The following is a 22,247-nucleotide window of genomic DNA, read 5'->3' on the forward strand; positions in this document are numbered from 1 at the left end:
CATGCCTATTCGTCAGCCGACTTTTTCCTCGGTGACGTCTTCGAGACGTTGACGCTCCATCTGTCCCCAGTGACCGCGTCCTGTTAAGAATTGAATCAATCCTCCAAGCTTAAAGAAGACAAGGATCGGGCGATACCAGAAGGACTCCGTCAAAGACCAGAGATACAAACGAATCAATTCCTTGACGTTTTTGAACCGATGCATCGTCCACTCTTCCAATAATACGGCACCTGCTGATAATAAGGAACCATAGAGTAACGCAACGACCAGTAAGACGACTCCAAACTCGAAATTGAGTGTTCCGACGAGCAAGTTAAGCGGAATGATGAAATAGCCGATCAGTTCGACGATTGGTCCAAGCAACTCGATTAAAAAGAAGTACAGCATCGAGACACCGCCAACGGAACCATACTTCGGGTTTCCGATCATCCGTTTGTGTGCCCATAGCGTCTCAGCCAGCCCCCGGTGCCACCGTGTCCGCTGTGACCGTAACACTTCCATCGATTCCGGTGCCTGTGTCCAGCAAACCGGTGCCGGAACATACTCGATTCGTTTATCGAGTTTATTTTCCTTCATATAACGGTGTAAGCGGACGACAAGTTCCATATCCTCACCGACGAGTCCTTCTTTATATCCCCCTGCCTGAACGACGATGTTCTTTTGGAACAATCCGAACGCACCGGAGACAATCAATAAGATGTTGAAACGACTAAGTCCGAGGCGACCGAACAGGAATGCTCGGAAATACTCGATCATCTGCATCAGGACAATCCGTTGTTTCGGTGTCCGAATCTCAACGATTTCGCCGCCTTCGATCGTACAACCATTGACGAGGAAAATCGAACCGCACGTCGCGACGACATCTTCATCGGATTCGACAATCGGCTTCATGACTTTCAGTAAGGCATCGCGCTCTAAAATCGAGTCCGCGTCAAGCGAACAAAAATACGGATAACTGGAGTGATCAATTCCGGCATTCAACGCATCCGCCTTTCCGCCATTTTCCTTATCGATGACGATCAATCGGCTGTCGATTCGCGAACGATAGACTTGTTTGACCGGCTTTGAACCGATTAAAATCCGCGGGTAACGAACCTCTTTTTCAAGTTCATACGCCCGGAACAATTCGTCCATCGTCCCGTCCTTCGAACCATCATTGATGACGAGAACTTCATGTTCCGGATAGTCAAGTGCAAGCAAGGCTTGAACACTTGAGACGATCGTATACTCCTCATTGTACGCCGGCACAAGGATGCTGACCGGTCGTGTATAGAGGGAACGCATCAATGGGAGGTACGAACTTTCCTTTCGACGAAAACGTTGGCGTCGAACCATCTGCGCTGAAATCAGGTACAGCGTCGAATAAAAGACGATGACGAGTAACATGTAAATCAATACTGTCCAGGAGAGGACTTCAATAATAGCTTGGATCGTCTCAGACGACATGATGTTTCATCTCCTTTGCCAACCGTTCGGTCGCTTTTTGACGTGCATAACGGTCGGAATGTGTCCGCGCGACTTTCGCTAACTGTTCGATTCCGCCGCAAGAGAGCAGTGCATCGAAGGCTGCCGTCCGGACCCACCAAGAACGACTGCCGACGAATGGCAAAATCGACGGGATGGCGTCATCCGGTACGACGTGCTCCAAAAAGCGGAGTGCAAGCATCTGCTCAACCCAGCTGGATTCCTCTTCAAGATAAGGTACGTATAGTTTCCAGTCTTCCGCTAGTCCGATTCGTGTCAAGGCACGTAGTGCCCGTTTGCGGATTTCCGGATTCTCCTCCGTCGTCTTTTCGCGTACGAGATCGATATAACTTGTTTCATCTCGGTCGAAGATCAACTGTAAGATCGCTAATTTAAAGGACAGCGTCAAGTCATCGAAGGCCATCACCCATTCAGTCAAGTCTTGGCTACGACCAACCGCAAGAATTGCACCAAAGAAGCTGATGTCATTCTCTTGTTTGGCGATGGCAATGGCCTCTTGCGGTGATAGTGAAACGAGCGTCCGGACAATAACGTCGCTCTCCTCCTTCTCCGCTGCACTTCCCCAGCGTTTTTGAATCATTGGTGCAACTGCAACCAAACGGAATTGAGAGACCGCTTCATATGCGTTAAGGCGACGGTCAATCCGCCGGTGTCGTAATTGTTTCTCATAGTAGGTCTGCATATTCGTCGCAACGAACGCTTGAATACGGTCAAGATGCTCCGGTGTTGCTGTCAAGTTGGACAATGCGAATAACTCGAGCTCTGCCAAGTCTTCATTTCCGTTTTGAATCGTCGGCATCTCGTGTCGTTCACCTGTCGCATAGTCATAAATGTCATCCCGAAAAGCGAGTTGCCAGTCCCGGCGCGCATGTTCATGATGCGCACGCTTCCGCTTTTGAACGACGAGATAGGCGAGCGCACCGGCTTGTAAAAGCACTAGTACGACGATGAAGAGAAGGATCGCCTGCATCATCGGCCGTCCTCGACTTTTCGGATCCAGGCGCGGAACTCTTCAATCTTCAGCGGAAGGGTCATGATGTAGTCGACGCCTCGGTCAATCGCGAGTACATGATCGCGTTCACGGTTATACATCGAGATCATCATCGATTGGAAAGGCGCAACACTCTGTTGTTTCGCCCGTAACAGTAATTCTAGCCCATCCGCTCGTGGCAACGCGGAAGTGAAGACGAGTAGATAAGGACGTGATGCGACATATTCATCCAAAAACGTCTCCGCTCGCTCGAACGTAACGAAACGTTCGAAACGATCCGTTAATTCTCGTTCCATTAACCGACGAATGTGCGGATCTTCCGTCACGACGACAACTTCCGCGACCTGTTGGATCCGTTTATAACGTGCAAGTCGATCCAGGACGAGCGCTTTAGGCAACACTGTAGGCAACACTTCCTGAGCATTATCTAGTCCATAAAAAGTCGACTCCGAATTGAAGTAGACGACAGGAATCCGCTCCTCGATGATCGGTTCACTCGCTAAGATGACATCCGCATATGAAATATCCGTCCGGACACACCAGCCTTCTTCAATCAGTTCATTGACTGTATCCGGCATGGTTCCGACCGTGTGTACGAATAACGTATTCGTTGACGATTGTCGGATGGTGTCTTCCGTCCACTCAATCGCTGAACTGACCTCCTGTTCTTGATTCGTCGCTTCGAATGATTGGTGAATCAATCGCCACATTTCTTCCCGTCTCATTTAGTTTCCTCCCTCTGTAAATGCTTTTTTCATCGTTTCGTAGACAGGTTTCAACTCTTCACGTTGTTGTGGATTCGTCCACTCTGCCCAGTTGTAGAAGCCGCGGTCCTTCTCCGGGATACGTGTATCGCCGACCTGACCAGTGACTTCGATTCCTTCCGTGATCATCTTCGCTTCCAGTCCATCTTTCCAGAAGTCGCCGATGATTTCGTGTTTACTAGGGTCACGCATATTCAAGACCATCCACGGAATGCGAAGCTCGACGGTTGGTTTCGAGATATCCGAAATGTCGGTCAGAATGCTATCCTGCGCTCCTTCATGCAAAATACCGGTATCCCATTTGACAGCAGGTTTGACGATTTTCTTCGTCACCGGATCGCGTCTTGCATAATCCAGCATCTGATAAATCGGAACGAACTTGCCGCTGTCTTTTTGGTCAGACGGTGGTTTCACCATCTCAAACGGCATCTTTAGACCATAGTGGTAACGGAAGATATCGTATCGCGTATCGACATCAAGTCGGGCTGTCTGATCGATCGTCAGACGATATTCCGCTCCTTCTTCAAGTGTCAACGGTCCCACTTTTGTATTGCCATCATTCGGTTTCGTCGATAACGCAAGCGTCGTCGGTTCAGCCTTCTTCCGGTCAATCCGCAAGTAGAGATACGCCTCATCCGATGTCATATATATCGCCTGATCTTCGTTCTCAGCTACCGGTGCATACCCTTTCCAGTCATCCAGTTTTCCATCAATGACGATGTCTGAGCGAAGGAACCCGAGCATGCCGAAGTGTTGCTCACTCGTCTGGACATTCGACCAACGCGGTCGCGTATCCGCATCATCATAATCCATCGTGTTCCACGTCCGCTTGAACCACTCATCTTGCCAGATGAAGACGAGTCCACCAGCCGTCTTGACATCTTTAATGTCTTGATAGAGCTGCGCGACGAGTTCTCCTTGTTTTTCCTCACTGACATGTCCTTGATCGAATCCGTTCGGTCCAAGGTGTGTTTTCCCGCGGGAACTCGGAATCCCGAATTCCGATACGAGTAACGGCATATCATGATAGTCCTTCATTTTTTTCAGATAGCGGGAGTAAGACTCTGATCCCTTATCTGTTTTTTGACTGTATTCTTCCTTGATGAACGAAGGGTAATACGGATAGATGTGGTAAGACGCAAACAAGCCACCCGGGAATTCCTTCGTTGCTTTCAAGTGATTGAAGTCGATTGAGACGAGATCTTGTTCTTCCTCGACCTCTTTCGGATGTTTCAACGGATCTGTCGTCGGCCAGTTCGTCGAACCGATCGGTCGCGTCGTTCCGTATTCCTTGATTTCATGATCGGTCGCTGTATCCATTCGACCTGCTAACCAGGATTCAAACGGGGACGCTTCTTTTGTCGTCGTCACGTACTTGCCTTCGAACCGTTTCCCGTTATTCTTTTTATTCGTCTCGACGACGGCTTCCGGTAACCACTCGATTCCGAAAACGAACGCTGAGACATATTGTGAGACATCTGAAGTATATGTTCCGGAAGCGTGACCTACTACTTCCTTGACGACGGCGTTTCCATGAATGACATCAACCATCCGTTTGGCTTCCGTATCCGTCATTTTCATGAATTCCGGATCAAACGCATTTTTCAGTTCCTCGAATGGTTTTTCTTCCACCCACATGCCTTGCATGAGGTATATCGGTTGTTCCGCCCGTTCATTGTATGCTTTTAACGCATCATAGAAAGCAGGCGGGTGTAACGTATAGATCCGAATCGTATTAACGCCCATCGCTCCGATTTCCTTCAGCCAACGGTCGTATTCATTCCGGCTGATGGCATGTTCCCCAGGAAATGCACCCGGTCGTCCAAGTCCAACGTTGACACCCTTGACGAAATACGGTTTCCATTCGCCATCCTGATACATCTCGAGTGTGTCCTGTCCTTCGCGTGCCCGGGTCCGTAACTCCTGCCCATCGACTTTTGTTTGAGCGAGCGGTTTGACCTTTGCTGCTTGAGTCGAGACACGTTTTGTATCCTCAAGGATTCGCGTCAATGTCGGGGCATAAATTTTCCAAAAGAATGCTGATTCACTGTCTGCACTATCGAGGATGAACTGTTTGCGGAACCAATCGAGTCCACTGTATCGGTAATAACGCGGAATATCCGCGACGTCCGTATAGTCACCGGCAAAATAGTGACCGCTCCCTTGTGTGACGTATGCCGGGAATTCCAGCGGCAACTGGTATTTCCGAAGCATCGCTTGTGTCTGTTTCGACGGTTTCCAAGAGAAATGGGCTTGTTGCTCGCCACCATCTAGCTCTAAAATCTCAAACCAGTAGTTATACCGGACCTCATCTTTTGCACTGCCCTTGTTTTTATCCCATTTATAAAGTAATGGTGTGTCATCATTAACAAAGAATGCTTTTTCCGTTGAGTCATTGATGAAGACATAACCTGGACCAGATAGTTTGAATTCTTTTTCTTTTGCCTGCGCTTTTAATTGAGCTACGACGTTCTTCTCAAGACCTTGCAACTTTGTTAAATCCGGGAAAAAACGACCAATCCATCCTGTCCAAGCCGTTCCGAACAATTGACGAAACGCATTGGATCGTTCGACTGACGTCGGACTTGCCGCCGTATTGAACTCCGCCACGACGGTTTTTCCTTGCGAAATCGCTTCAGTCGCGAGCTCGACGTCTTCCGTCGTCAAGCCACCACGATGTTCTTTTTTCCCGTTGACGTCATATGACTTTCCATACGTATCCGTAAACAACAGCACATCTGCTTTCGAGGCTTGTTGTAACATGTTTTCGCCTTGTGTACCGTCATAACGGTTGATGTAGTCCGAATATGCATAATCCTGCCCTTGCGTATTTCGGATCTTTAAGTGATTCAATAACCACGTTGTTCCGGCGTGCTCCCGCTCTTCCGTTCCGTTCGTGTAATCAAATAATGCAATGTTTAATGTCTTTTCCTGCTTCAAGAACCAAATGGCAAATGGTGTCAGAATGAGCAGGACGACGATCGCGAATGTCCATTTATACCGCCTCATATTGGCATAGCCTCCCACTAGAACAATTTGTTCCTATCATTGTAACGTGAATCAAATGATGTTCATATAATGGAAATCAAAAAGGATGGAAGGAAATGATTAGATGATACTTATGGATTATTTTACCCTAACAAAAAAACGTTCCGCTCTCCTATTGCCGGAGAACAGAACGTTTCGTTATTTTACAGGAGACGATAAATCGCTTCCCATGCCGCATCGACGCCTTCTCCTGTCTCAGATGAGAAAGGAATCAAGGTATCTTGACCATCAAATTGCAACTTACGTTTGATTGCCGCGATGTGTTTATCGCGTTGACTCTTTTTGATTTTATCGAGTTTTGTTGCCACGACGATGACCGGTAGGTCGTAATACTTCAAGAAATCATACATCGTCACATCATCCGCAGACGGATCATGACGGATATCAACGAGCTGTACGACACCTTTCAGGATTTCGCGTTGTGTGAAGTACTTCTCCATCATCTTGCCCCACGCTTCGCGTTCCGTCTTCGAGACTTTCGCATAGCCATAACCAGGTACGTCGACGAACATGACTTCATCATTGATGTTGAAGAAGTTCAAGGTTTGTGTCTTACCTGGTTTTGAAGACGTCCGCGCGAGCGCTTTACGCTGGACCAGTTTGTTGATGAACGAGGACTTTCCGACGTTCGATCGCCCTGCGAGTGCCACTTCCGGCAACAATGGTTCCGGATAATGTTCCGGATTGACGCCACTCGTAATAAAATCAGCTTTATAAATTTTCATGTTACTCTCCTTTTAATGCATGTTCGAGCACTTGCTCCATCGTCGCGACCGGAATGAATTCTATTCCTGCGCGGACGCTTTCCGGGATATCATCGATGTCCCGCGTATTGTCTTGCGGTAGCAGAACAGTCGTCAAGCCCGCACGGTGTGCTGCGAGTGATTTCTCCTTTAGTCCACCGATTGGTAAGACACGTCCACGCAACGTGATTTCACCCGTCATTCCGACGTCTCGGCGAACCGGACGTTTTGTTAAAGCGGAAATCAATGCCGTCGCGAGTGTGATCCCAGCAGATGGACCATCTTTTGGTACGGCACCCTCAGGAACGTGGATGTGGATGTCTTGCGTTTCGTAGAAGTTCGGTTCGATGCCAAGGGACGTCGCATTCGCTCGGACGAAGCTGTACGCGGTCTGAGCCGACTCTTGCATGACATCCCCGAGTTTCCCAGTTAACTGCAATTTCCCTTTACCTGGAGCAAGGCTGACTTCGATCGTCAACGTATCGCCCCCAAAAGCAGTATACGCTAAACCAGTCACCGCGCCAATCATATCTTCGAGCTCGCCTTGACCATAGCGGTAGATCGGTTTGCCTAGGAAATCGTCCAGATTGCGCTTCGTCACCGTCACCCGTTTCTTCTCACCCATCGCGATTTGTTTCGCTGCTTTCCGGCAAAGTGAGCCGAGGACACGTTCGAGATTCCGGACACCGGCTTCTCGTGTATAACGACGGACGACTTCTTCTAGCGCGTCTGCTTTGACCGTCAATTGACTCTTTTTCAGACCGTGTTCAGCCAGTTGCTTCGATAAGAGATGACGAACGGCAATTTCCGTCTTCTCTTGTTCCGTATAGCCACCAATTTGAATCAGTTCCATCCGGTCAAGCAATGGTCCCGGAATGTTCGAGACATCGTTCGCTGTCGCGATGAAGAGAACGTTCGATAGATCGAATGGTTCTTCGATATAGTGATCCGAGAAGCTGTTGTTTTGTTCCGGATCGAGGACTTCAAGCATCGCGGACGACGGATCGCCACGGAAGTCGTTTGACATCTTATCGATTTCATCGAGTAAGAAGACCGGATTGTTCGTTCCTGCTTGTTTTAAGCCCCGAATGATTCGCCCTGGCATCGCTCCGATGTAAGTCCGGCGATGTCCACGAATCTCTGCTTCGTCACGTACACCACCCAGTGAGACGCGGACGAATTTCCGTTCAAGCGCTGTTGCGATCGAGCGTGCGAGTGATGTTTTCCCGACTCCCGGAGGACCAGACAGACAAAGAATCGGACCACGTAGCGAATCCGTCAACTGACGCACAGCAAGATACTCAAGAATCCGTTCCTTGACCTTTTCTAAACCGTAATGGTCCTTTTCGAGCTGTTCCGAGGCGGCAGAGACGTTCAAGAAATCGTCCGTTGCTTCGTTCCAAGGTAACGAGAAGAACCATTCGAGGTAGTTGCGGATGACGCCATGTTCCGGACTCGTCGCCGGTACGACAGCTAAACGACTGATTTCCTTCTCGACGTTCGCAACCGTCGTTTCCGATAAATCAAGCATTGCCAGTTGCTCGCGGTATTTCGCAGCATCACTTTCAACAGAAGCCGACTCGCCACCAAGTTCTTGTTGAATCGTCTTCAATTGTTCCCGCAAGTAATACTCGCGTTGTGATTGTTCGATCGTCTTCTTCGTCCGCTCACGCATCTCACGTTCGAGTTCGACGACTTCATATTCATGTTTCATGACGTCAAGCAACATCAATCCCCGTTCGACCGGGTCCTGTTGTTCAAGGAACTCCTGTTTCTTCGAGATATCAATCGGTAACTTCGACGTGATATAATCCGTCAATGAATCGAGACGTTCGTATGTCTCAAAGCGGCGACGCTCATCCGTGCCGATGCCTTTGATGCGAGAAACGAGTTGACCGAACTGTTCTTTAATCAGGCGGACAAGTGCTTCTTGTTTTGCCCCTTTGATGTCCATCTTTTCAATCAGTTCGATGACGGCTTGATACCCTTCGTCTGTCTCTTCGACGTTTTCAATCCGGACGCGTTCCTTCCCGATGACACGGACACGAACCGTATCATTCCCCAGTTCACTCATCTTCGCGATTTGAACGAGTGTACCGACTTGATGCAGTCCGTCGACAGATGGTTCTGCTTCCGGGTCACGTTGCGTGACGACGACGAGATCAATCTCGTGTTCCTTTGATGCTAGCAAGGCTTTTAAGGATACGGGACGCCCGACATCGATCGTCAACCCGATCAATGGATACGCGACGACACCACGTAACGGTAAAAGTGGATATTGTTTTTTCTTCATTCGAATTCCTCCTAAACAAAAAGGCTCGGAAAGGCGTACAAGTAGCCTCCGAGCCGATTTGTCACGGTGTTACGCCGTTTCTTTTTCTTTCCCATGTTCAATTGTACCATCTTTCAACTCAAGCGTTGGACCACGTTTACCAGTCAACGTTTCTGCTGTAATGATGACTTTCGCGATGTCTTCACGCGATGGGATTTCGAACATGATATCTAGCATCGTTTCTTCGATGATCGAACGAAGACCACGCGCACCTGTTTTACGTTCGATTGCGAGCTTCGCAATCTCAAGAAGTGCATCTTCCGTGAAGTCGAGTTCGACATCATCAAGTTGAAGCATTTTCTTGTATTGTTTCACGAGGGCATTTTTCGGTTTCGTCAAGATTTGAACGAGTGCCTCTTCATCAAGTGGCTCGAGTGTCGCCATGACTGGCAAACGACCGATGAACTCAGGAATCAAACCGAACTTTTGAAGATCTTCTGGTAATGCAGCTGCTAGAATTTCTTTTTGTGTGAGGTTTCGGTTCTCTGAATCGTTTCCGAAGCCAATGACTTTTTTACCGAGACGACGTTTGATCGACTGATCGATCCCATCGAATGCGCCACCAACGATGAACAAGATGTTCGTCGTATCGATTTGGATGAATTCTTGATGCGGATGTTTCCGTCCACCTTGTGGCGGTACACTCGCAACCGTTCCTTCCAAAATCTTCAGCAAGGCTTGTTGAACACCCTCACCAGAAACGTCACGTGTGATTGACGGATTTTCTGATTTACGAGCGATTTTATCGATCTCATCAATGTAGATGATGCCTTTTTCAGCCTTCTCGACATCGTAATCCGCTGCTTGGATGAGTTTCAACAGGATGTTCTCGACGTCTTCACCGACATAACCTGCTTCCGTCAAACTTGTTGCATCTGCAATCGCAAACGGTACGTTCAAGATACGTGCCATCGTTTGGGCAAGAAGTGTCTTACCGCTACCTGTTGGCCCGATCATGACGATGTTCGATTTTGAGAGCTCGACATCATCTGCGCGACCACCAGCATTGATGCGTTTGTAGTGATTATACATCGCTACAGACAACGATTTTTTCGCTTTCTCTTGACCGATGACATAATCGTCAAGTGTCGTACGAATTTCATGCGGTTTCGGAACATTCTTCAGCTCGACTTCTTCTTCTGTACCGAGTTCTTCCTCTACGATTTCATTGCAGAGTTCGATACACTCGTCGCAAATGTAAACGCCAGGTCCAGCAACAAGTTTGCGTACTTGTTCTTGTGTCTTTCCACAGAAAGAACATTTTAGCTGACCTTTTTCTTCGTTGAATTTAAACATAAAGGTCCACCCCTTTAACGTGGAAATTGTATGGACGCCCGTAGCATCCCGTCTCACGTTTTACTATTTATGATTGTAGCATGAACAAGGAAAGTCTTTCAAATCCTGGACGAACGATTTACAGTTTGATGTCCTGAACCAAGGATTGTTTGTCCTTGTTTGACCTATCGTACAAAAAAATCGACTCCAAGACCAGAAATTGGGCTTGAAGTCGATCGAAAACCATGGAATGGCTTATTTTGCTTTTGCGTTGTCGACGAGAACATCGATAGCTTTACGGAATTGAAGATCGCCTTTAAGCGTTTCAAGACCGCCTTGTGGTGCAAGCATCGTTTCAAGTTGATCTGCAGGAATGTTGTAGAGTTCTGACATGGATTGAAGTTCAGTTTGAGTTTCCTCGTCTGTTACTTCGATTTTTTCGTCAGCAACGATTTGCTTGAGGACGAGACGTGCTTTAACGCGCTCTTCCGCTTGCTCTTTCATTTCAGAACGCATTGCCTCTTCTGTCGTTCCAGTCAACTGGAAGTACATGTTGAGGTCGATACCTTGTGATTGAATACGTTGTGTGAACTCTTGAACCATACGCTCAACTTCGTTTTCGACCATGACTTCTGGAAGATCAACTGTCGCGTTTTTCGTAGCCGCTTCGACTAACTCATCGCGCATTGAAGCGTCCGCTTCTTGTTTGCGTGTGTTTTCGAGACGTGTACGGATTTTTGTTTTCAACTCGTCGAGTGAAGAAACTTCTTCATCCATCTCTTTAGCGAACTCATCTGTCAATTCAGGGAGCTCTTGCGCTTTGACTTCATGGATTGTTACTTTGAATGTAACTGGTTTTCCAGCGAGTGATGCTTCGTGGTATTCCTCAGGGAATGTCACTTCAAGATCTTTTTGCTCGCCAGTTTTTAAACCGACCATTTGCTCTTCGAATCCAGGAATGAAGTTTCCAGAACCGATGACGAGTGAGTAGTTCTCAGCAGTTCCGCCGTCGAATTGGTTTTCCCCATCGAAACCTGCGAAGTCGAATACGACTGTATCGCCATTCTCGATGACGCCATCTTCTTTAACGACGAGTTCCGCACCGCGTTCTTGTAATGTTTTGAGTTCAGCGTCGACGTCTTCGTCAGTAACATTCGTTTCAACTGCTGTGTACTCAAGACCTTTGTACTCACCGAGTGTAGCTTCTGGCTCGATGACGAACGTGATTTTGAATTCTACTGGTTTGCCTTTTTCGAGTGTTTCGACGTCGATGTTTTCAAGCGCGATTGGCTCGATTCCTGATTCGACGACTGCACCTTCGATTGTGTCCTTATAAAGGATATCGAGTGCATCTTGGTACAGTGCTTCTTCACCGTACATTTTGTTGAACATTGCGCGTGGCATTTTTCCTTTACGGAAACCAGGTGTGTTCAAAGTCTTAACGACTTTCTTGAACGCTTGGTCTACCGCTTTATCAAATGCTTCAGCAGGCGCTTCATACGTGAGGACGCCGAGGCTACCTGATTGTTTTTCCCATTTTGCAGTCATGCTGAGTCCCTCCAAAATTGTCAATTAGCGTACATGTGTGTACAACAAGTCACATTATAGCACAATCGTTCCGACGATTACCACTGTTGAACGAATCGTTTCCAGATGTCTCAATCGAAGTAAATCTGTTCGAATGCGATGACTTCCGGATAGAGGATATGCGACGCTCGATATAGCTGCTGTGCTAGCGGGCTTAGGTCGCGTTCCGTTTCTTCCTTCTCAAACGTCAGACCCGCGAGTTCTTCGCACGCAGCGAACCATTTCTCCATATCTGACCCGATTGCTTCTCGTTCTTCAAGATGAATCAGTTGATCCGACCGTAAGACGAGCAATGCCCGAAACGGGTCCATTCGTTGTAGCATGTGCATCGATGCGAGTAACGTTTGTTGCTCCTGTTGATGGACAAGCAACACTTCGTCTAAATCTTGGCGTGATGAGATCGTCCAGTACACGTCTACGTGTGGCACCTGAATGATTGTCGGATAGGACAAATGATCAAGTACGCTTCCTAATAACTGATCGATGACAAGTAGACTTTGATGTGCTGTCTCTTGAGCACGCAGATACTTGTCTGTGATGTATTCCATGAGCGCAGGTGTCCGTTCGAATTCAGCTCCTGTCAGATAGCGCATCTGTTCAACCCAATTCCCGTGTCGTAACACATGCATCAGCTCTGTTCCTGGCGCTACCGGCCGCTCTGTCATAGTACTCGTCTGAACCGTAGACGTCTTTTGTTCTCGGACACTCATCTTTTTTTTGATTTCGTCCAGTCGAAGCGCAAGGCCATACGGTAAATAAGGCGACGCCGAGCGCAATGCAAGCTTCATTGGATAGCGTTCTCCCAGTTCATAAAGAAAGAGTGCGAGCACCTGCTCGACACCCTCGATTTCAAGAAATCGTTCTGCGACAGTTTCATACCGCTCACGATCATGCAATAAGAGCGGTTGAATGACGTAGAGCCGGTGTAAGACATCTTCTCCTGTCAATTGGTCCGTCTCTAATTCGACAATCAATCGTTCTTGTTCAGAAGCAGGTAAGCGAAGAATCCGTGCTTGTTCTGTTTCTAGTTCATACTCCATCCAGCGGGATGCCCCCATCTTCCGACACTCCTTCTTTAGTTTGTAAACGGATCAAGCAAGGACGTCCAGTTCGTAATCGCATCCTGTAGTTTACCCGCTTGTTCAATACCTAATCGATTGAATGATTCGAGCGAGACATCCGTTTCAAGCAGCCGTGTGATCTCTTCCGACTGATTCACGTACTGTTTGAGTTTCGCACTTAAATTCTGCAACTCTTGCGGTGGATTTTCAAGCCCCGCCAAGCGTTGATCAATCTGATCCAGTTCCTGATTGAACCGGTCGATCGTTCCATTTTCCTTCAATTTTTCGATTTGCTGATCGAGGGCCTGCTCCGGGTTCGCCGATTCGCGTGCTGTAGTAGCCGCTTCGTTCAAAGAAGTGGATAGATCTGACGTGACTTGCGCCGTGTCTTTCGCAATGCCTTGGAGTTCACCAGCATAATCGACACGATTCTTCACATCGTGGACTTGTTGTTTCGCATCATCGACTGTATTGGAAATCTCACTACATCCTGCAAGAAACGTACTGAGTAATAGGACTGTTCCGACTTTCTTCCACATCATAATCATCCCTTTCGAGTTCATGATACCTTAATTATAATCGAATACCGGAATAAAAAAAAGAGACCACCCTCGTAAGGGCAGTCTCTATTTTAATTATAGCGTCCCAAGAGGGATTCGAACCCCCGACCGACGGCTTAGAAGGCCGTTGCTCTATCCTGCTGAGCTATTGGGACGTGTCAACACGAATAAACTATACTAAAACAATTCTTTCGTGTCAATCACATTACAAAGATTGCATTTATTTTATTACGAAAATGTTCCGTCAATATGGAGGGCATTGACTCGGTCCCCGTTCACGTCAAGAAAATCAACGGAATAACGTTCCTGATCTACTTCAAGAATCGCATAGGTCTTATCTGGACGATGTCGCGGCATCCGGATCGATCCTGGATTAATGAATAACACGCCATCCCGATGTTCCGCCTTGGCAACGTGAGAATGACCGTATAATACGATGTCAACCCGCTTTTCGTTTGCATGGTGTTGCAAGACGTCTAGGCTATACTTAACGTCCTGGCGGTGTCCGTGGACGCAGAGCACCGTATGACCGTCCATTTCCGATATGACTTCTTCGGGGAAGTCATGGCCATAGTCGCAGTTCCCTCGTACAACACGATATGGATATAATGATTCGATGTCGCGCGTCAATTGGGAGTCCCCACAATGAAATGCCACATCCACGTCCTGATGACGTTCGAATATCGTAAGCAGTTCTTGTTCTAGTCCATGGCTATCACTAACGATCAACGCTCTCATCTTCATCACACTCCTAAGAAAGTAGTTAAGTCCTGTTCGAGTTTGCGTAGTGCATTGCCGCGATGACTGATCATCGCTTTTTCTTCCTTCGTCAACTCAGCGGTGGTTTTCCCACTCCCCGTGACGAACAATGGATCATACCCGAAACCGTTCGAACCGGTCGCTTCAAACCCGATTCGCCCTTCCATCGTGCCGCGAACCGTGAGTGTCTCACCCGTTGGTTTCGCAAGCGCGAGTACACAAACAAAGCGAGCCGTCCGCTTGTCTTCCGGTACATCGTGTAATTTTTCAAGTAACAAAGCATTGTTTGCGGCATCGGATTTTTCAAGTCCCGCGAATCGTGCCGAGTAGACACCTGGTGCGCCGTCTAAGGCATCAACTTCAAGACCTGAATCATCAGCAAGTACCGCGTGACCAAAGTACGCAGCAGCCTCTGTTGCTTTCAAGAGTGCATTCTCCTCGAATGTCTCACCTGTTTCGTCTGTTTCCGGAGCATCGGTGTGATCGAGTAATGATTCGACCGTATAACCGAGACGCCCGAGCATGCTTTCGAGTTCCTTCACTTTACCGGCGTTATGTGTTGCGACGATGACCTTCATCTCTGCTCCCCCACTTCTTCTCCTACGTACCACCATGACACACCGAGCGCCTCACGACCGGCTTCAATCAGTTCCTTAATACCTTTTTCCCCAAGTTCGAGCATATCGAGCATCTCTTGACGAGAAAATGTCGACTCTTCCCCTGTCGCCTGCATCTCGACGATTTTACCGGACGACGTCATGACAAGGTTGAAATCGACTTCCGCCGCCGCGTCCTCCTCGTAACATAAATCGAGTAAGACATGTGCGTCGACGATTCCGACCGAGATCGCTGCAATGCCCTCTTTGATTGGCGTATCCGTCAGTTTCCCGGCTTGAATCAATTGGTCGACCGCTCGGACAAGTGCTAAGAAACCACCCGTGATCGATGCCGTCCGTGTCCCACCATCTGCCTGAATGACGTCACAATCGATCCAGATCGTCCGCTCTCCAAGTTTTTCTAAATCGACGACCGCCCGAAGCGCACGGCTGATCAGACGCTGGATTTCCATCGTCCGTCCCGTCTGTTTCCCACGGACGGCTTCTCGTGCCGTCCGCTGAGCCGTTGCCCGCGGTAACATCGAATATTCTGCGTTGATCCAGCCCTGGCGTTTACCGCGCAGGAACGGTGGTACTTTTTCCTCGACGGTTGCCGTACAGAGAACTTTCGTATCACCGAGTTCAATCAAAACTGAACCTTCCGCGTGTTTATTGATATCAATCGATAACTGAACAGGTCGGAGACGGTCCGCCGTTCGTTGGTCTATCCGCATTTAATCTTCCTCCGTTCCAAGCACGATGCGCTCCGCATGGATGGTCTGATCGAGCCAATCCGTTGCAATCTGATCAAATGAGCGGATATCGCCTGTCGCGTAATAACGATGTTCCGGAATTTGTGTCACATCTGCTGAAATAGTATTGTAGTCAAGTAGTGCTGCGACCTCAAGTGCCGTCTCGTCTCCTGAAGAGATTAGCTGGACGCCTGGTCCGATGACCCGTCCAATCACGTCTGCTAGAAGCGGGTAATGGGTGCACCCGAGGATCAATGTATCCATATCGTAATTCATCAATGGTCGTAATGTATTGGCGACGACACGTTCGACGTACGCACCATCCGTCTGCATCGACTCGACGAGCGGAACGAACGGTGGACAGGCTAATGATTCGACGACGACTTGTCCTTCTACGTGGCGCAACGCCTTCTCGTAGGAATTACTTGTAATCGTCATCTTCGTCCCGATGACACCGATCCGTTTCGTACGCGTTACTTTGACGGCTGCTCGCGCACCCGGATCGATGACACCGATGACAGGTATAGTTAAACGTTCTCGCGCTTCTTTTAAAACAACAGCCGTGGCTGTGTTACAGGCGATCACGATCAATTTCACATCTTGTTGCACGAGATAATCAATCATCTCCCACGTAAACTCACGAATCTCCTCTTCTGGACGAGGACCATACGGACACCGTAATGTATCCCCGACATAAATGATTCGCTCATGGGGTAACTGTCGCATCAATTCACGTGCGACCGTCAAACCCCCGACTCCGGAATCCAGTACTCCAATCGCTCGATTCACTCTTCTCCACCTCTTTCTCTCTACCTTATGGTAACAAAAAAGGACGACGGTGCAAGACCGGCGTCCGAGAATGTACGATTACAGGATTACTGAGCAAGACCTTCGCTAGTCAGCATATCTGAAAGAGTCGTGATTGCTTCAGAAGCATCGTCACCGTTTGCAACGATTTTGATATCTGAATCTTTCGCGATTCCGAGTGAAAGAACACCCATGATTGACTTCAAGTTGACAGTCTTCCCGTTGTATTCCAAGTTGATGTCTGATTGGAATTTAGAAGCTGTGTTGACGAGCTGAGTAGCCGGACGAGCGTGAATGCCTGAATCCGCGATGACTTTGAATGTTTTTTCCATGATTAAGAAATCTCCCTTCACTAATAACGTACTAGTGAGTCGTTTTCGAATATGTGAACTCATTATCAAATGATAACGGATTCGAATCGATTCTGCAAGGAATTTTTATACGCTTCACTCCACGGGAATGCTTTCCCTGAGCGATCGATTTGGACCATCGATGTCCGTCCTGTGAACATCAGTTCCTCCTGTTCATCAAACGCTGCGTAATGGACGTCACACGATGCGCTACCGACGTGTACCGGATACGCATAGACAGCGAGACGCGCCCTTGGATAGACTTGGCGAATGTAGTTACACTGGGCATCCGCAACGACGATGATCCCGTCGTCTGCAAGCGAATATCCGGTTTCTTCTAACATCAACGTCCGAACATCCTCGAAATAGACGAATGGTACCCGGTTATTCATATGACCGTAGGCATCAGTCTCTGCGAACCGGACGGCGACGTCAAGCCGCGTGCCGTGTTTCATCTGTTCAAGCCATGACTCGAGTTCTGGAATATAAGCTGGTACGCGCACAATGAGTTCCTCCTGTCTGAATGAAAAAAGAAGGAGCAAGCTCCTTCTTTGATAAATCATGAACTAACGGCTTCACCTGTCCGTCCTTCATCACTACCGAAGAACTTCTTGAATGAGTGAAGTGTCGTCTGACGGTTCATCGCTGCGATCGAAGTCGTCAGCGGAATTCCTTTCGGACAAACCTCGACACAGTTTTGAGCATTACCACACTGCATGATCCCGCCGTCTTCCATCAATGCCTCAAGACGTTCTTCCTTGTGGAAGGCACCTGTCGGATGCGAGTTGAATAGACGGACTTGTGAGATCGATGCTGGTCCGATGAATGTCGAACGATCGTTAACGTTCGGACATGCTTCGAGACATACGCCACACGTCATACATTTCGATAACTCATATGCCCATTGACGTTTGTTTTCTGGCATCCGTGGTCCTGGACCTAAATCATACGTGCCATCAATCGGAACCCACGCTTTGACTTTCTTCAACGCATCAAACATGCGCTGACGGTCAACTTGCAGGTCACGAACGATTGGGAACGTCTGCATTGGTTGAAGGCGGATCGGCTGTTCGAGTTTGTCAACGAGCGCCGTACATGACTGACGTGGCGTACCGTTGATGACCATGGAACAAGCGCCACAGACTTCTTCTAAACAACCCATATCCCAGTTGATCGGTGTTGTTTTTTCACCCGCAGCATTCACAGGATTCCGTCGGATCTCCATTAAAGCAGAGATGACGTTCATGTTTGGACGGTACGGAATTTCAAACGCTTCATCATACGGTTTACCATCTGGTCCATCTTGACGTTGAACGATGAATTGAACCGATTTTTGCGTAGTAGATGATTCGAGTGGTGTCGCCATTATGCTTTCACCTCTTTCTTCGACTTCTTGCTGTAGTCGCGTTTCCGTGGTGGAATCAACGACGTGTCGACGTCTTCATAGAAGATTTCCGGATGACCATTCGTATAACGTGCCATCGTCGTCTTCAAGAACTGTTCATCATTACGTTCCGGGAAGTCCGGTTTGTAGTGTGCTCCGCGACTCTCATCACGTTTTAACGCACCGAGTGTGATCGCTTCTGCTAAATCAAGCATGTGATCAAGCTGACGGATGAACGATGCCCCTTGGTTACTCCAACGCGCTGTGTCCGTTGCCGAGATGCGCGTGAACCGATCGCGGAGTTCCTTGATTTTTGTCAGTGTCTCTTCGAGCTTATCGTTATATCGGACGACCGTGACGTTATCCGTCATGATTTCTCCGAGTTCGCGGTGGATTTGATACGCATTTTCCGTACCTTCCATCGATAAGATATCGTTGAAACGGTTGATCTCTTCGATCTTGTGCGCTTCGACGACGTCTTCGTTCATCTCATGCACCGATGTCTCGAGTTCATTCATGTATGCAATCGCTGACGGCCCAGCGACCATTCCGCCGTATACCGCAGAGAGAAGTGAGTTCGCCCCAAGACGGTTCCCGCCGTGCATCGAGTAATCACATTCACCAGCTGCAAACAATCCGGGGATGTTCGTCATCTGATCGTAGTCGACCCATAGTCCACCCATTGAATAGTGAACAGCCGGGAAGATTTTCATCGGAACTTTTCGTGGGTCGTCACCGACGAATTTTTCGTAGATTTCAAGAATCCCACCGAGTTTGACGTCGAGTTCCTTCGCATCTTTATGCGATAGATCGAGATAGACCATGTTCTCGCCGTTGACGCCAAGTTTTTGGTTAACACAGACGTCAAAGATTTCGCGTGTTGCGATATCCCGTGGAACCAGGTTTCCGTATGCCGGATATTTTTCTTCGAGGAAATACCATGGTTTACCGTCTTTATACGTCCAGACGCGACCACCTTCGCCGCGTGCTGATTCACTCATGAGACGTAATTTATCGTCTCCAGGAATCGCCGTCGGGTGAATCTGGATGAACTCACCGTTCGCATAGATCGCCCCTTGGCGATAGACAGCTGCTGCTGCTTGTCCTGTATTGATGACCGAGTTCGTCGATTTTCCGAAAATGACCCCAGGACCACCTGTTGCGAGAATGACAGAATCTGCGGCAAATGCCTCGATTTCCATCGTCCGGAGGTTTTGACACACTGCTCCGCGACAGATGCCATTGTCATCGATGATGGCACGAAGGAATTCCCATCCTTCGTATTTTTCTACCAAACCTTGCGCTTCGAACTTACGAACCTGTTCATCTAATGCGTACAACAGTTGTTGTCCTGTCGTTGCTCCAGCGTATGCCGTCCGGTGATGCAATGTTCCTCCGAAACGTCGGAAGTCAAGTAAGCCTTCCGGTGTCCGGTTGAACATGACACCCATCCGGTCGAACATATGGATGATTTTCGGTGCTGCTTCCGCCATTTTTTGAACAGGTGGTTGATTTGCGAGGAAGTCTCCACCGTATACCGTGTCATCGAAATGTTGGTATGGTGAATCTCCTTCCCCTTTCGTATTAACTGCTCCGTTGATGCCGCCTTGTGCACAAACCGAGTGTGAGCGTTTGACGGGTACGAGTGAGAATAGCTTAACTGGTACGCCTTGCTCTGCTGCTTTTATCGTAGCCATCAGACCGGCAAGCCCTCCGCCGATGATGACAAGATTCTTGTTCGCCATGTTGTCAGTTCCCCTTTCCTTACAACACGCCTGCAAACGTTAAGATCGAGCGTACGCCTACAAACGATAAACCGATGAATACGAGTGCTGCCACGTAAGACATCGCCCGTTGAGATGCTGGTGACTGCGTGATTCCCCACGTGATACAGAACGTCCAAAGTCCGTTCGCCAGGTGGAATGTCGTCGCCAAGATCCCGACGATGTAAAACGCAAGCATGAATCCGTTATCGACGATGTTCTGCATCATGCTTGCATCGACTTCCGTTCCCATCGCAGCAGCAATCCGTGTTTCCCACACGTGCCACGTGATGAACACGACGAGAAATACTCCACTGAAGCGTTGCAAGACATACATCCAGTTCCGGAAGTATGTATACCGGCCCGTGTTCGCAGAACCTGTGAATGCGATGTACACACCGTAGACACCATGCAAGATGATCGGAATGAAGATGACAAAGATCTCTAAGAACAATCGATACGGAACGCTCCCCACGAATTCCGCGGCCTTATTGAAGTCTTCCTCACCACGTACGATGAAGTAGTTCGTCGTTAAGTGCGAAAGTAAAAATAACCCGATTGGAATGACGCCGAGCAGTGAGTGTATTTTACGACTCACGAAATCACGATGATTCGCCATCCAAATCCCCCCTTTTGTTTGCCAATCAACCGTTGGCGCATTTTGGTAGAAAAGCGCTTTCATAAGGAAATTCGTCTTTTCATCACTTATTCTACTCCTGTCCTTTTTAGAAGACAACCCGAGCCGTTGCATTTAACTGCAAATTTTTTCAGGAAAACAATGACCTGCAAGTATCATCTCGGTATAATGGTTGGCAGATAGGAGTGAATCATGATGGACGTTACACCAAACCAAGCACCACATTTCGGTATCGAATTGATCCGGGACTATGTACTGACGGATTTATTAGGCACCGATTATCGACAAGTCATCTACTGGGCTGGTAAACGCCTCGCCCGTCAGTTCCCTGTACTGGATGAGTCCGAACTCGCTTCGTTCTTTGAACAAGCTGGCTGGGGAACGCTCGAAATCAAGAAACGCAAAGGAACGGTCATCTCGTTTGTGCTGTCTCCTCCTGATACGACGAGAGACGAACGTCCGCAAGGCTACTTTCAACTCGAAGCTGGCTTCCTCGCTGAACAGTTTTCCCGGTTTAACGGATGTGTCGCGGAAGGCTACGCTGAACTAAATAAGACGCTGGTACAAATCACGGTGCAGATTGATCCAAAAGATCCACTGGATCCGACCATTTGATTTTCTACATAGCTGAAACAGGAGACATCCTCTCTTTCATCGAAACAGATATGTGAAACCTTTTTCATCAAGCGGTCGTAACATCGTACGTACACCAATCGCGAGGAGGAACTCTACATGTTCAAAAAATTAGCAGCAGATTTAACGGGATTCAGTGATATCGGACAGGTCATCCATCCTGATGATTTCGACAAGGCAGCCGCTGACGATTATGTCTTACATGAAGACGGCGAGAAAATCTATTTCTTGATCAAATCCAAATCTGATGAGTATTGCTTTACGAACTTAGCCTTGATTCATCTCGATGGAGAAAGTGCCGTCAGTTCAAAACGTGTCCTCTACCGCTATCCGTATGCACATTATCCGATTCGCCATGTCATGTTCGAAACGGCCGGAACAGTCGATCTCGATGTCGAGATCAAGTTCGAGATCGGTGGAAAACACTATTCGATCGATGTTGATAAAAAACAACTGGAGCATGTAAAGGATCTCTATAAGACACTACTTGCCATCGCCGAAAAGCAGTATGAAGGTCAAAAGATGCTCGAGTTCGCGAACAGCTCATTGAATCATTCGGTCACGATTCTCGGTGGTCTCCGCCAAGGTGATATGAATGTACCGCAAACATTCAAGGAACTGTCTGAACAATCATTCGAGTGGCTTCAAGGTCACTACCATCAATGGAACCAGCGCGATTTCGGCTCATACTATGAGAAGTACATCAATAACTAATCGTTT

Annotated in this window: 21 protein-coding genes and 1 tRNA gene; 2 read left to right on the forward strand and 20 right to left on the reverse strand. The window is 48.2% G+C overall.

Going from position 1 to position 22,247, the window contains the following annotated elements:
* Positions 1-12 precede the first annotated feature (12 nt).
* The 20 genes from ACRPK8_RS00540 to ACRPK8_RS00635 all read right to left on the reverse strand — a co-directional run bounded on the left by ACRPK8_RS00540 (position 13) and on the right by ACRPK8_RS00635 (position 20,876).
* Positions 13-1,446, reverse strand: a complete 1,434-nt coding sequence (locus tag ACRPK8_RS00540) for a glycosyltransferase family 2 protein (RefSeq protein WP_432236449.1) — start codon at positions 1,444-1,446, stop codon at positions 13-15.
* Positions 1,436-2,458, reverse strand: coding sequence for a HEAT repeat domain-containing protein (locus tag ACRPK8_RS00545; RefSeq protein WP_432236450.1), 1,023 nt, complete (start codon positions 2,456-2,458; stop codon positions 1,436-1,438). The genes ACRPK8_RS00540 and ACRPK8_RS00545 overlap by 11 nt, the downstream gene beginning before the upstream one ends.
* Positions 2,455-3,201, reverse strand: coding sequence for a response regulator (locus ACRPK8_RS00550; RefSeq protein WP_432236451.1), 747 nt, complete (start codon positions 3,199-3,201; stop codon positions 2,455-2,457). The genes ACRPK8_RS00545 and ACRPK8_RS00550 overlap by 4 nt, the downstream gene beginning before the upstream one ends.
* A complete protein-coding gene (locus ACRPK8_RS00555; protein WP_432236452.1) occupies positions 3,202-6,249 on the reverse strand; it encodes a hypothetical protein in 3,048 nt (1,015 codons plus the stop codon).
* Between the two features lie 182 nt (positions 6,250-6,431).
* Positions 6,432-7,013 (reverse strand): ribosome biogenesis GTP-binding protein YihA/YsxC, encoded by a 582-nt coding sequence (yihA, locus tag ACRPK8_RS00560; RefSeq protein WP_023468975.1) that lies wholly within the window; start codon positions 7,011-7,013, stop codon positions 6,432-6,434.
* 1 nt (position 7,014) lies between these two features.
* On the reverse strand, positions 7,015-9,324 hold the full coding sequence (lon, locus tag ACRPK8_RS00565) for an endopeptidase La (protein ID WP_432236453.1): 2,310 nt from the start codon (positions 9,322-9,324) through the stop codon (positions 7,015-7,017).
* Positions 9,325-9,393: 69 nt separating this feature from the next.
* Positions 9,394-10,659 carry an ATP-dependent protease ATP-binding subunit ClpX gene (gene clpX, locus ACRPK8_RS00570; RefSeq protein WP_023468977.1) on the reverse strand — a complete coding sequence of 422 codons (1,266 nt, stop codon included), beginning with the start codon at positions 10,657-10,659 and terminating at the stop codon, positions 9,394-9,396.
* A gap of 234 nt (positions 10,660-10,893) precedes the next feature.
* Positions 10,894-12,186 carry a trigger factor gene (tig, locus tag ACRPK8_RS00575; RefSeq protein ID WP_023468978.1) on the reverse strand — a complete coding sequence of 431 codons (1,293 nt, stop codon included), beginning with the start codon at positions 12,184-12,186 and terminating at the stop codon, positions 10,894-10,896.
* Between the two features lie 110 nt (positions 12,187-12,296).
* The gene (locus ACRPK8_RS00580; RefSeq protein ID WP_432236454.1) at positions 12,297-13,283 is read right to left on the reverse strand and encodes a hypothetical protein; all 987 of its coding nucleotides are present in this window, start codon (positions 13,281-13,283) and stop codon (positions 12,297-12,299) included.
* Positions 13,284-13,300: 17 nt separating this feature from the next.
* Positions 13,301-13,825, reverse strand: a complete 525-nt coding sequence (locus ACRPK8_RS00585; protein WP_432236455.1) for a hypothetical protein — start codon at positions 13,823-13,825, stop codon at positions 13,301-13,303.
* 102 nt (positions 13,826-13,927) lie between these two features.
* Positions 13,928-14,001, reverse strand: a tRNA-Arg gene (locus ACRPK8_RS00590).
* 73 nt (positions 14,002-14,074) lie between these two features.
* Entirely contained in the window at positions 14,075-14,584 is a 510-nt protein-coding gene (locus ACRPK8_RS00595) for a metallophosphoesterase family protein (RefSeq protein ID WP_432236456.1), read from the reverse strand.
* 5 nt (positions 14,585-14,589) lie between these two features.
* Positions 14,590-15,183: an XTP/dITP diphosphatase gene (locus ACRPK8_RS00600; protein WP_432236457.1), complete on the reverse strand. Its 594-nt coding sequence runs from the start codon at positions 15,181-15,183 to the stop codon at positions 14,590-14,592.
* On the reverse strand, positions 15,180-15,935 hold the full coding sequence (rph, locus tag ACRPK8_RS00605; protein ID WP_432236458.1) for a ribonuclease PH: 756 nt from the start codon (positions 15,933-15,935) through the stop codon (positions 15,180-15,182). Before rph ends, ACRPK8_RS00600 begins: the two co-directional genes overlap by 4 nt.
* Positions 15,936-16,742, reverse strand: a complete 807-nt coding sequence (gene racE / locus ACRPK8_RS00610; RefSeq protein ID WP_432236459.1) for a glutamate racemase — start codon at positions 16,740-16,742, stop codon at positions 15,936-15,938.
* A gap of 86 nt (positions 16,743-16,828) precedes the next feature.
* Positions 16,829-17,092 (reverse strand): phosphocarrier protein HPr, encoded by a 264-nt coding sequence (locus tag ACRPK8_RS00615; RefSeq protein ID WP_012371023.1) that lies wholly within the window; start codon positions 17,090-17,092, stop codon positions 16,829-16,831.
* Between the two features lie 65 nt (positions 17,093-17,157).
* Positions 17,158-17,613, reverse strand: coding sequence for an acyl-CoA thioesterase (locus ACRPK8_RS00620; RefSeq protein WP_432236460.1), 456 nt, complete (start codon positions 17,611-17,613; stop codon positions 17,158-17,160).
* Positions 17,614-17,669: 56 nt separating this feature from the next.
* The gene (gene sdhB / locus ACRPK8_RS00625) at positions 17,670-18,476 is read right to left on the reverse strand and encodes a succinate dehydrogenase iron-sulfur subunit (protein ID WP_023468986.1); all 807 of its coding nucleotides are present in this window, start codon (positions 18,474-18,476) and stop codon (positions 17,670-17,672) included.
* Entirely contained in the window at positions 18,476-20,239 is a 1,764-nt protein-coding gene (gene sdhA, locus ACRPK8_RS00630) for a succinate dehydrogenase flavoprotein subunit (RefSeq protein WP_432236461.1), read from the reverse strand. Before sdhA ends, sdhB begins: the two co-directional genes overlap by 1 nt.
* 19 nt (positions 20,240-20,258) lie before the next feature.
* The gene (locus ACRPK8_RS00635) at positions 20,259-20,876 is read right to left on the reverse strand and encodes a succinate dehydrogenase cytochrome b558 subunit (protein ID WP_035406385.1); all 618 of its coding nucleotides are present in this window, start codon (positions 20,874-20,876) and stop codon (positions 20,259-20,261) included.
* A 213-nt stretch (positions 20,877-21,089) separates the two neighbouring features.
* Between ACRPK8_RS00635 and ACRPK8_RS00640 the strand changes: the two genes are divergently transcribed.
* Positions 21,090-21,509 (forward strand): YslB family protein, encoded by a 420-nt coding sequence (locus ACRPK8_RS00640; protein ID WP_432236462.1) that lies wholly within the window; start codon positions 21,090-21,092, stop codon positions 21,507-21,509.
* Between the two features lie 117 nt (positions 21,510-21,626).
* Entirely contained in the window at positions 21,627-22,241 is a 615-nt protein-coding gene (locus tag ACRPK8_RS00645) for a PH domain-containing protein (protein ID WP_023468990.1), read from the forward strand.
* Positions 22,242-22,247 lie beyond the last annotated feature (6 nt).

It is taken from the genome of Exiguobacterium sp. TDN 0502, assembly GCF_050846835.1.
Classification (GTDB): Bacteria; Bacillota; Bacilli; order Exiguobacteriales; family Exiguobacteriaceae; genus Exiguobacterium_A.

Excerpts from the sequence above, each read along its gene's own strand:
- ACRPK8_RS00540 (WP_432236449.1), bottom strand. The coding sequence starts at position 1,446 with ATGTCGTCTGAGACGATCCAAGCTATTATTGAAGTCCTCTCCTGGACA.
- ACRPK8_RS00545 (WP_432236450.1), bottom strand. The coding sequence starts at position 2,458 with ATGATGCAGGCGATCCTTCTCTTCATCGTCGTACTAGTGCTTTTACAA.
- ACRPK8_RS00550 (WP_432236451.1), bottom strand. The coding sequence starts at position 3,201 with ATGAGACGGGAAGAAATGTGGCGATTGATTCACCAATCATTCGAAGCG.
- ACRPK8_RS00555 (WP_432236452.1), bottom strand. The coding sequence starts at position 6,249 with ATGAGGCGGTATAAATGGACATTCGCGATCGTCGTCCTGCTCATTCTG.
- yihA (WP_023468975.1), bottom strand. The coding sequence starts at position 7,013 with ATGAAAATTTATAAAGCTGATTTTATTACGAGTGGCGTCAATCCGGAA.
- lon (WP_432236453.1), bottom strand. The coding sequence starts at position 9,324 with ATGAAGAAAAAACAATATCCACTTTTACCGTTACGTGGTGTCGTCGCG.
- clpX (WP_023468977.1), bottom strand. The coding sequence starts at position 10,659 with ATGTTTAAATTCAACGAAGAAAAAGGTCAGCTAAAATGTTCTTTCTGT.
- tig (WP_023468978.1), bottom strand. The coding sequence starts at position 12,186 with ATGACTGCAAAATGGGAAAAACAATCAGGTAGCCTCGGCGTCCTCACG.
- ACRPK8_RS00580 (WP_432236454.1), bottom strand. The coding sequence starts at position 13,283 with ATGGGGGCATCCCGCTGGATGGAGTATGAACTAGAAACAGAACAAGCA.
- ACRPK8_RS00585 (WP_432236455.1), bottom strand. The coding sequence starts at position 13,825 with ATGTGGAAGAAAGTCGGAACAGTCCTATTACTCAGTACGTTTCTTGCA.
- ACRPK8_RS00595 (WP_432236456.1), bottom strand. The coding sequence starts at position 14,584 with ATGAGAGCGTTGATCGTTAGTGATAGCCATGGACTAGAACAAGAACTG.
- ACRPK8_RS00600 (WP_432236457.1), bottom strand. The coding sequence starts at position 15,183 with ATGAAGGTCATCGTCGCAACACATAACGCCGGTAAAGTGAAGGAACTC.
- rph (WP_432236458.1), bottom strand. The coding sequence starts at position 15,935 with ATGCGGATAGACCAACGAACGGCGGACCGTCTCCGACCTGTTCAGTTA.
- ACRPK8_RS00615 (WP_012371023.1), bottom strand. The coding sequence starts at position 17,092 with ATGGAAAAAACATTCAAAGTCATCGCGGATTCAGGCATTCACGCTCGT.
- sdhB (WP_023468986.1), bottom strand. The coding sequence starts at position 18,476 with ATGGCGACACCACTCGAATCATCTACTACGCAAAAATCGGTTCAATTC.
- sdhA (WP_432236461.1), bottom strand. The coding sequence starts at position 20,239 with ATGGCGAACAAGAATCTTGTCATCATCGGCGGAGGGCTTGCCGGTCTG.
- ACRPK8_RS00635 (WP_035406385.1), bottom strand. The coding sequence starts at position 20,876 with ATGGCGAATCATCGTGATTTCGTGAGTCGTAAAATACACTCACTGCTC.
- ACRPK8_RS00640 (WP_432236462.1), top strand. The coding sequence starts at position 21,090 with ATGGACGTTACACCAAACCAAGCACCACATTTCGGTATCGAATTGATC.
- ACRPK8_RS00645 (WP_023468990.1), top strand. The coding sequence starts at position 21,627 with ATGTTCAAAAAATTAGCAGCAGATTTAACGGGATTCAGTGATATCGGA.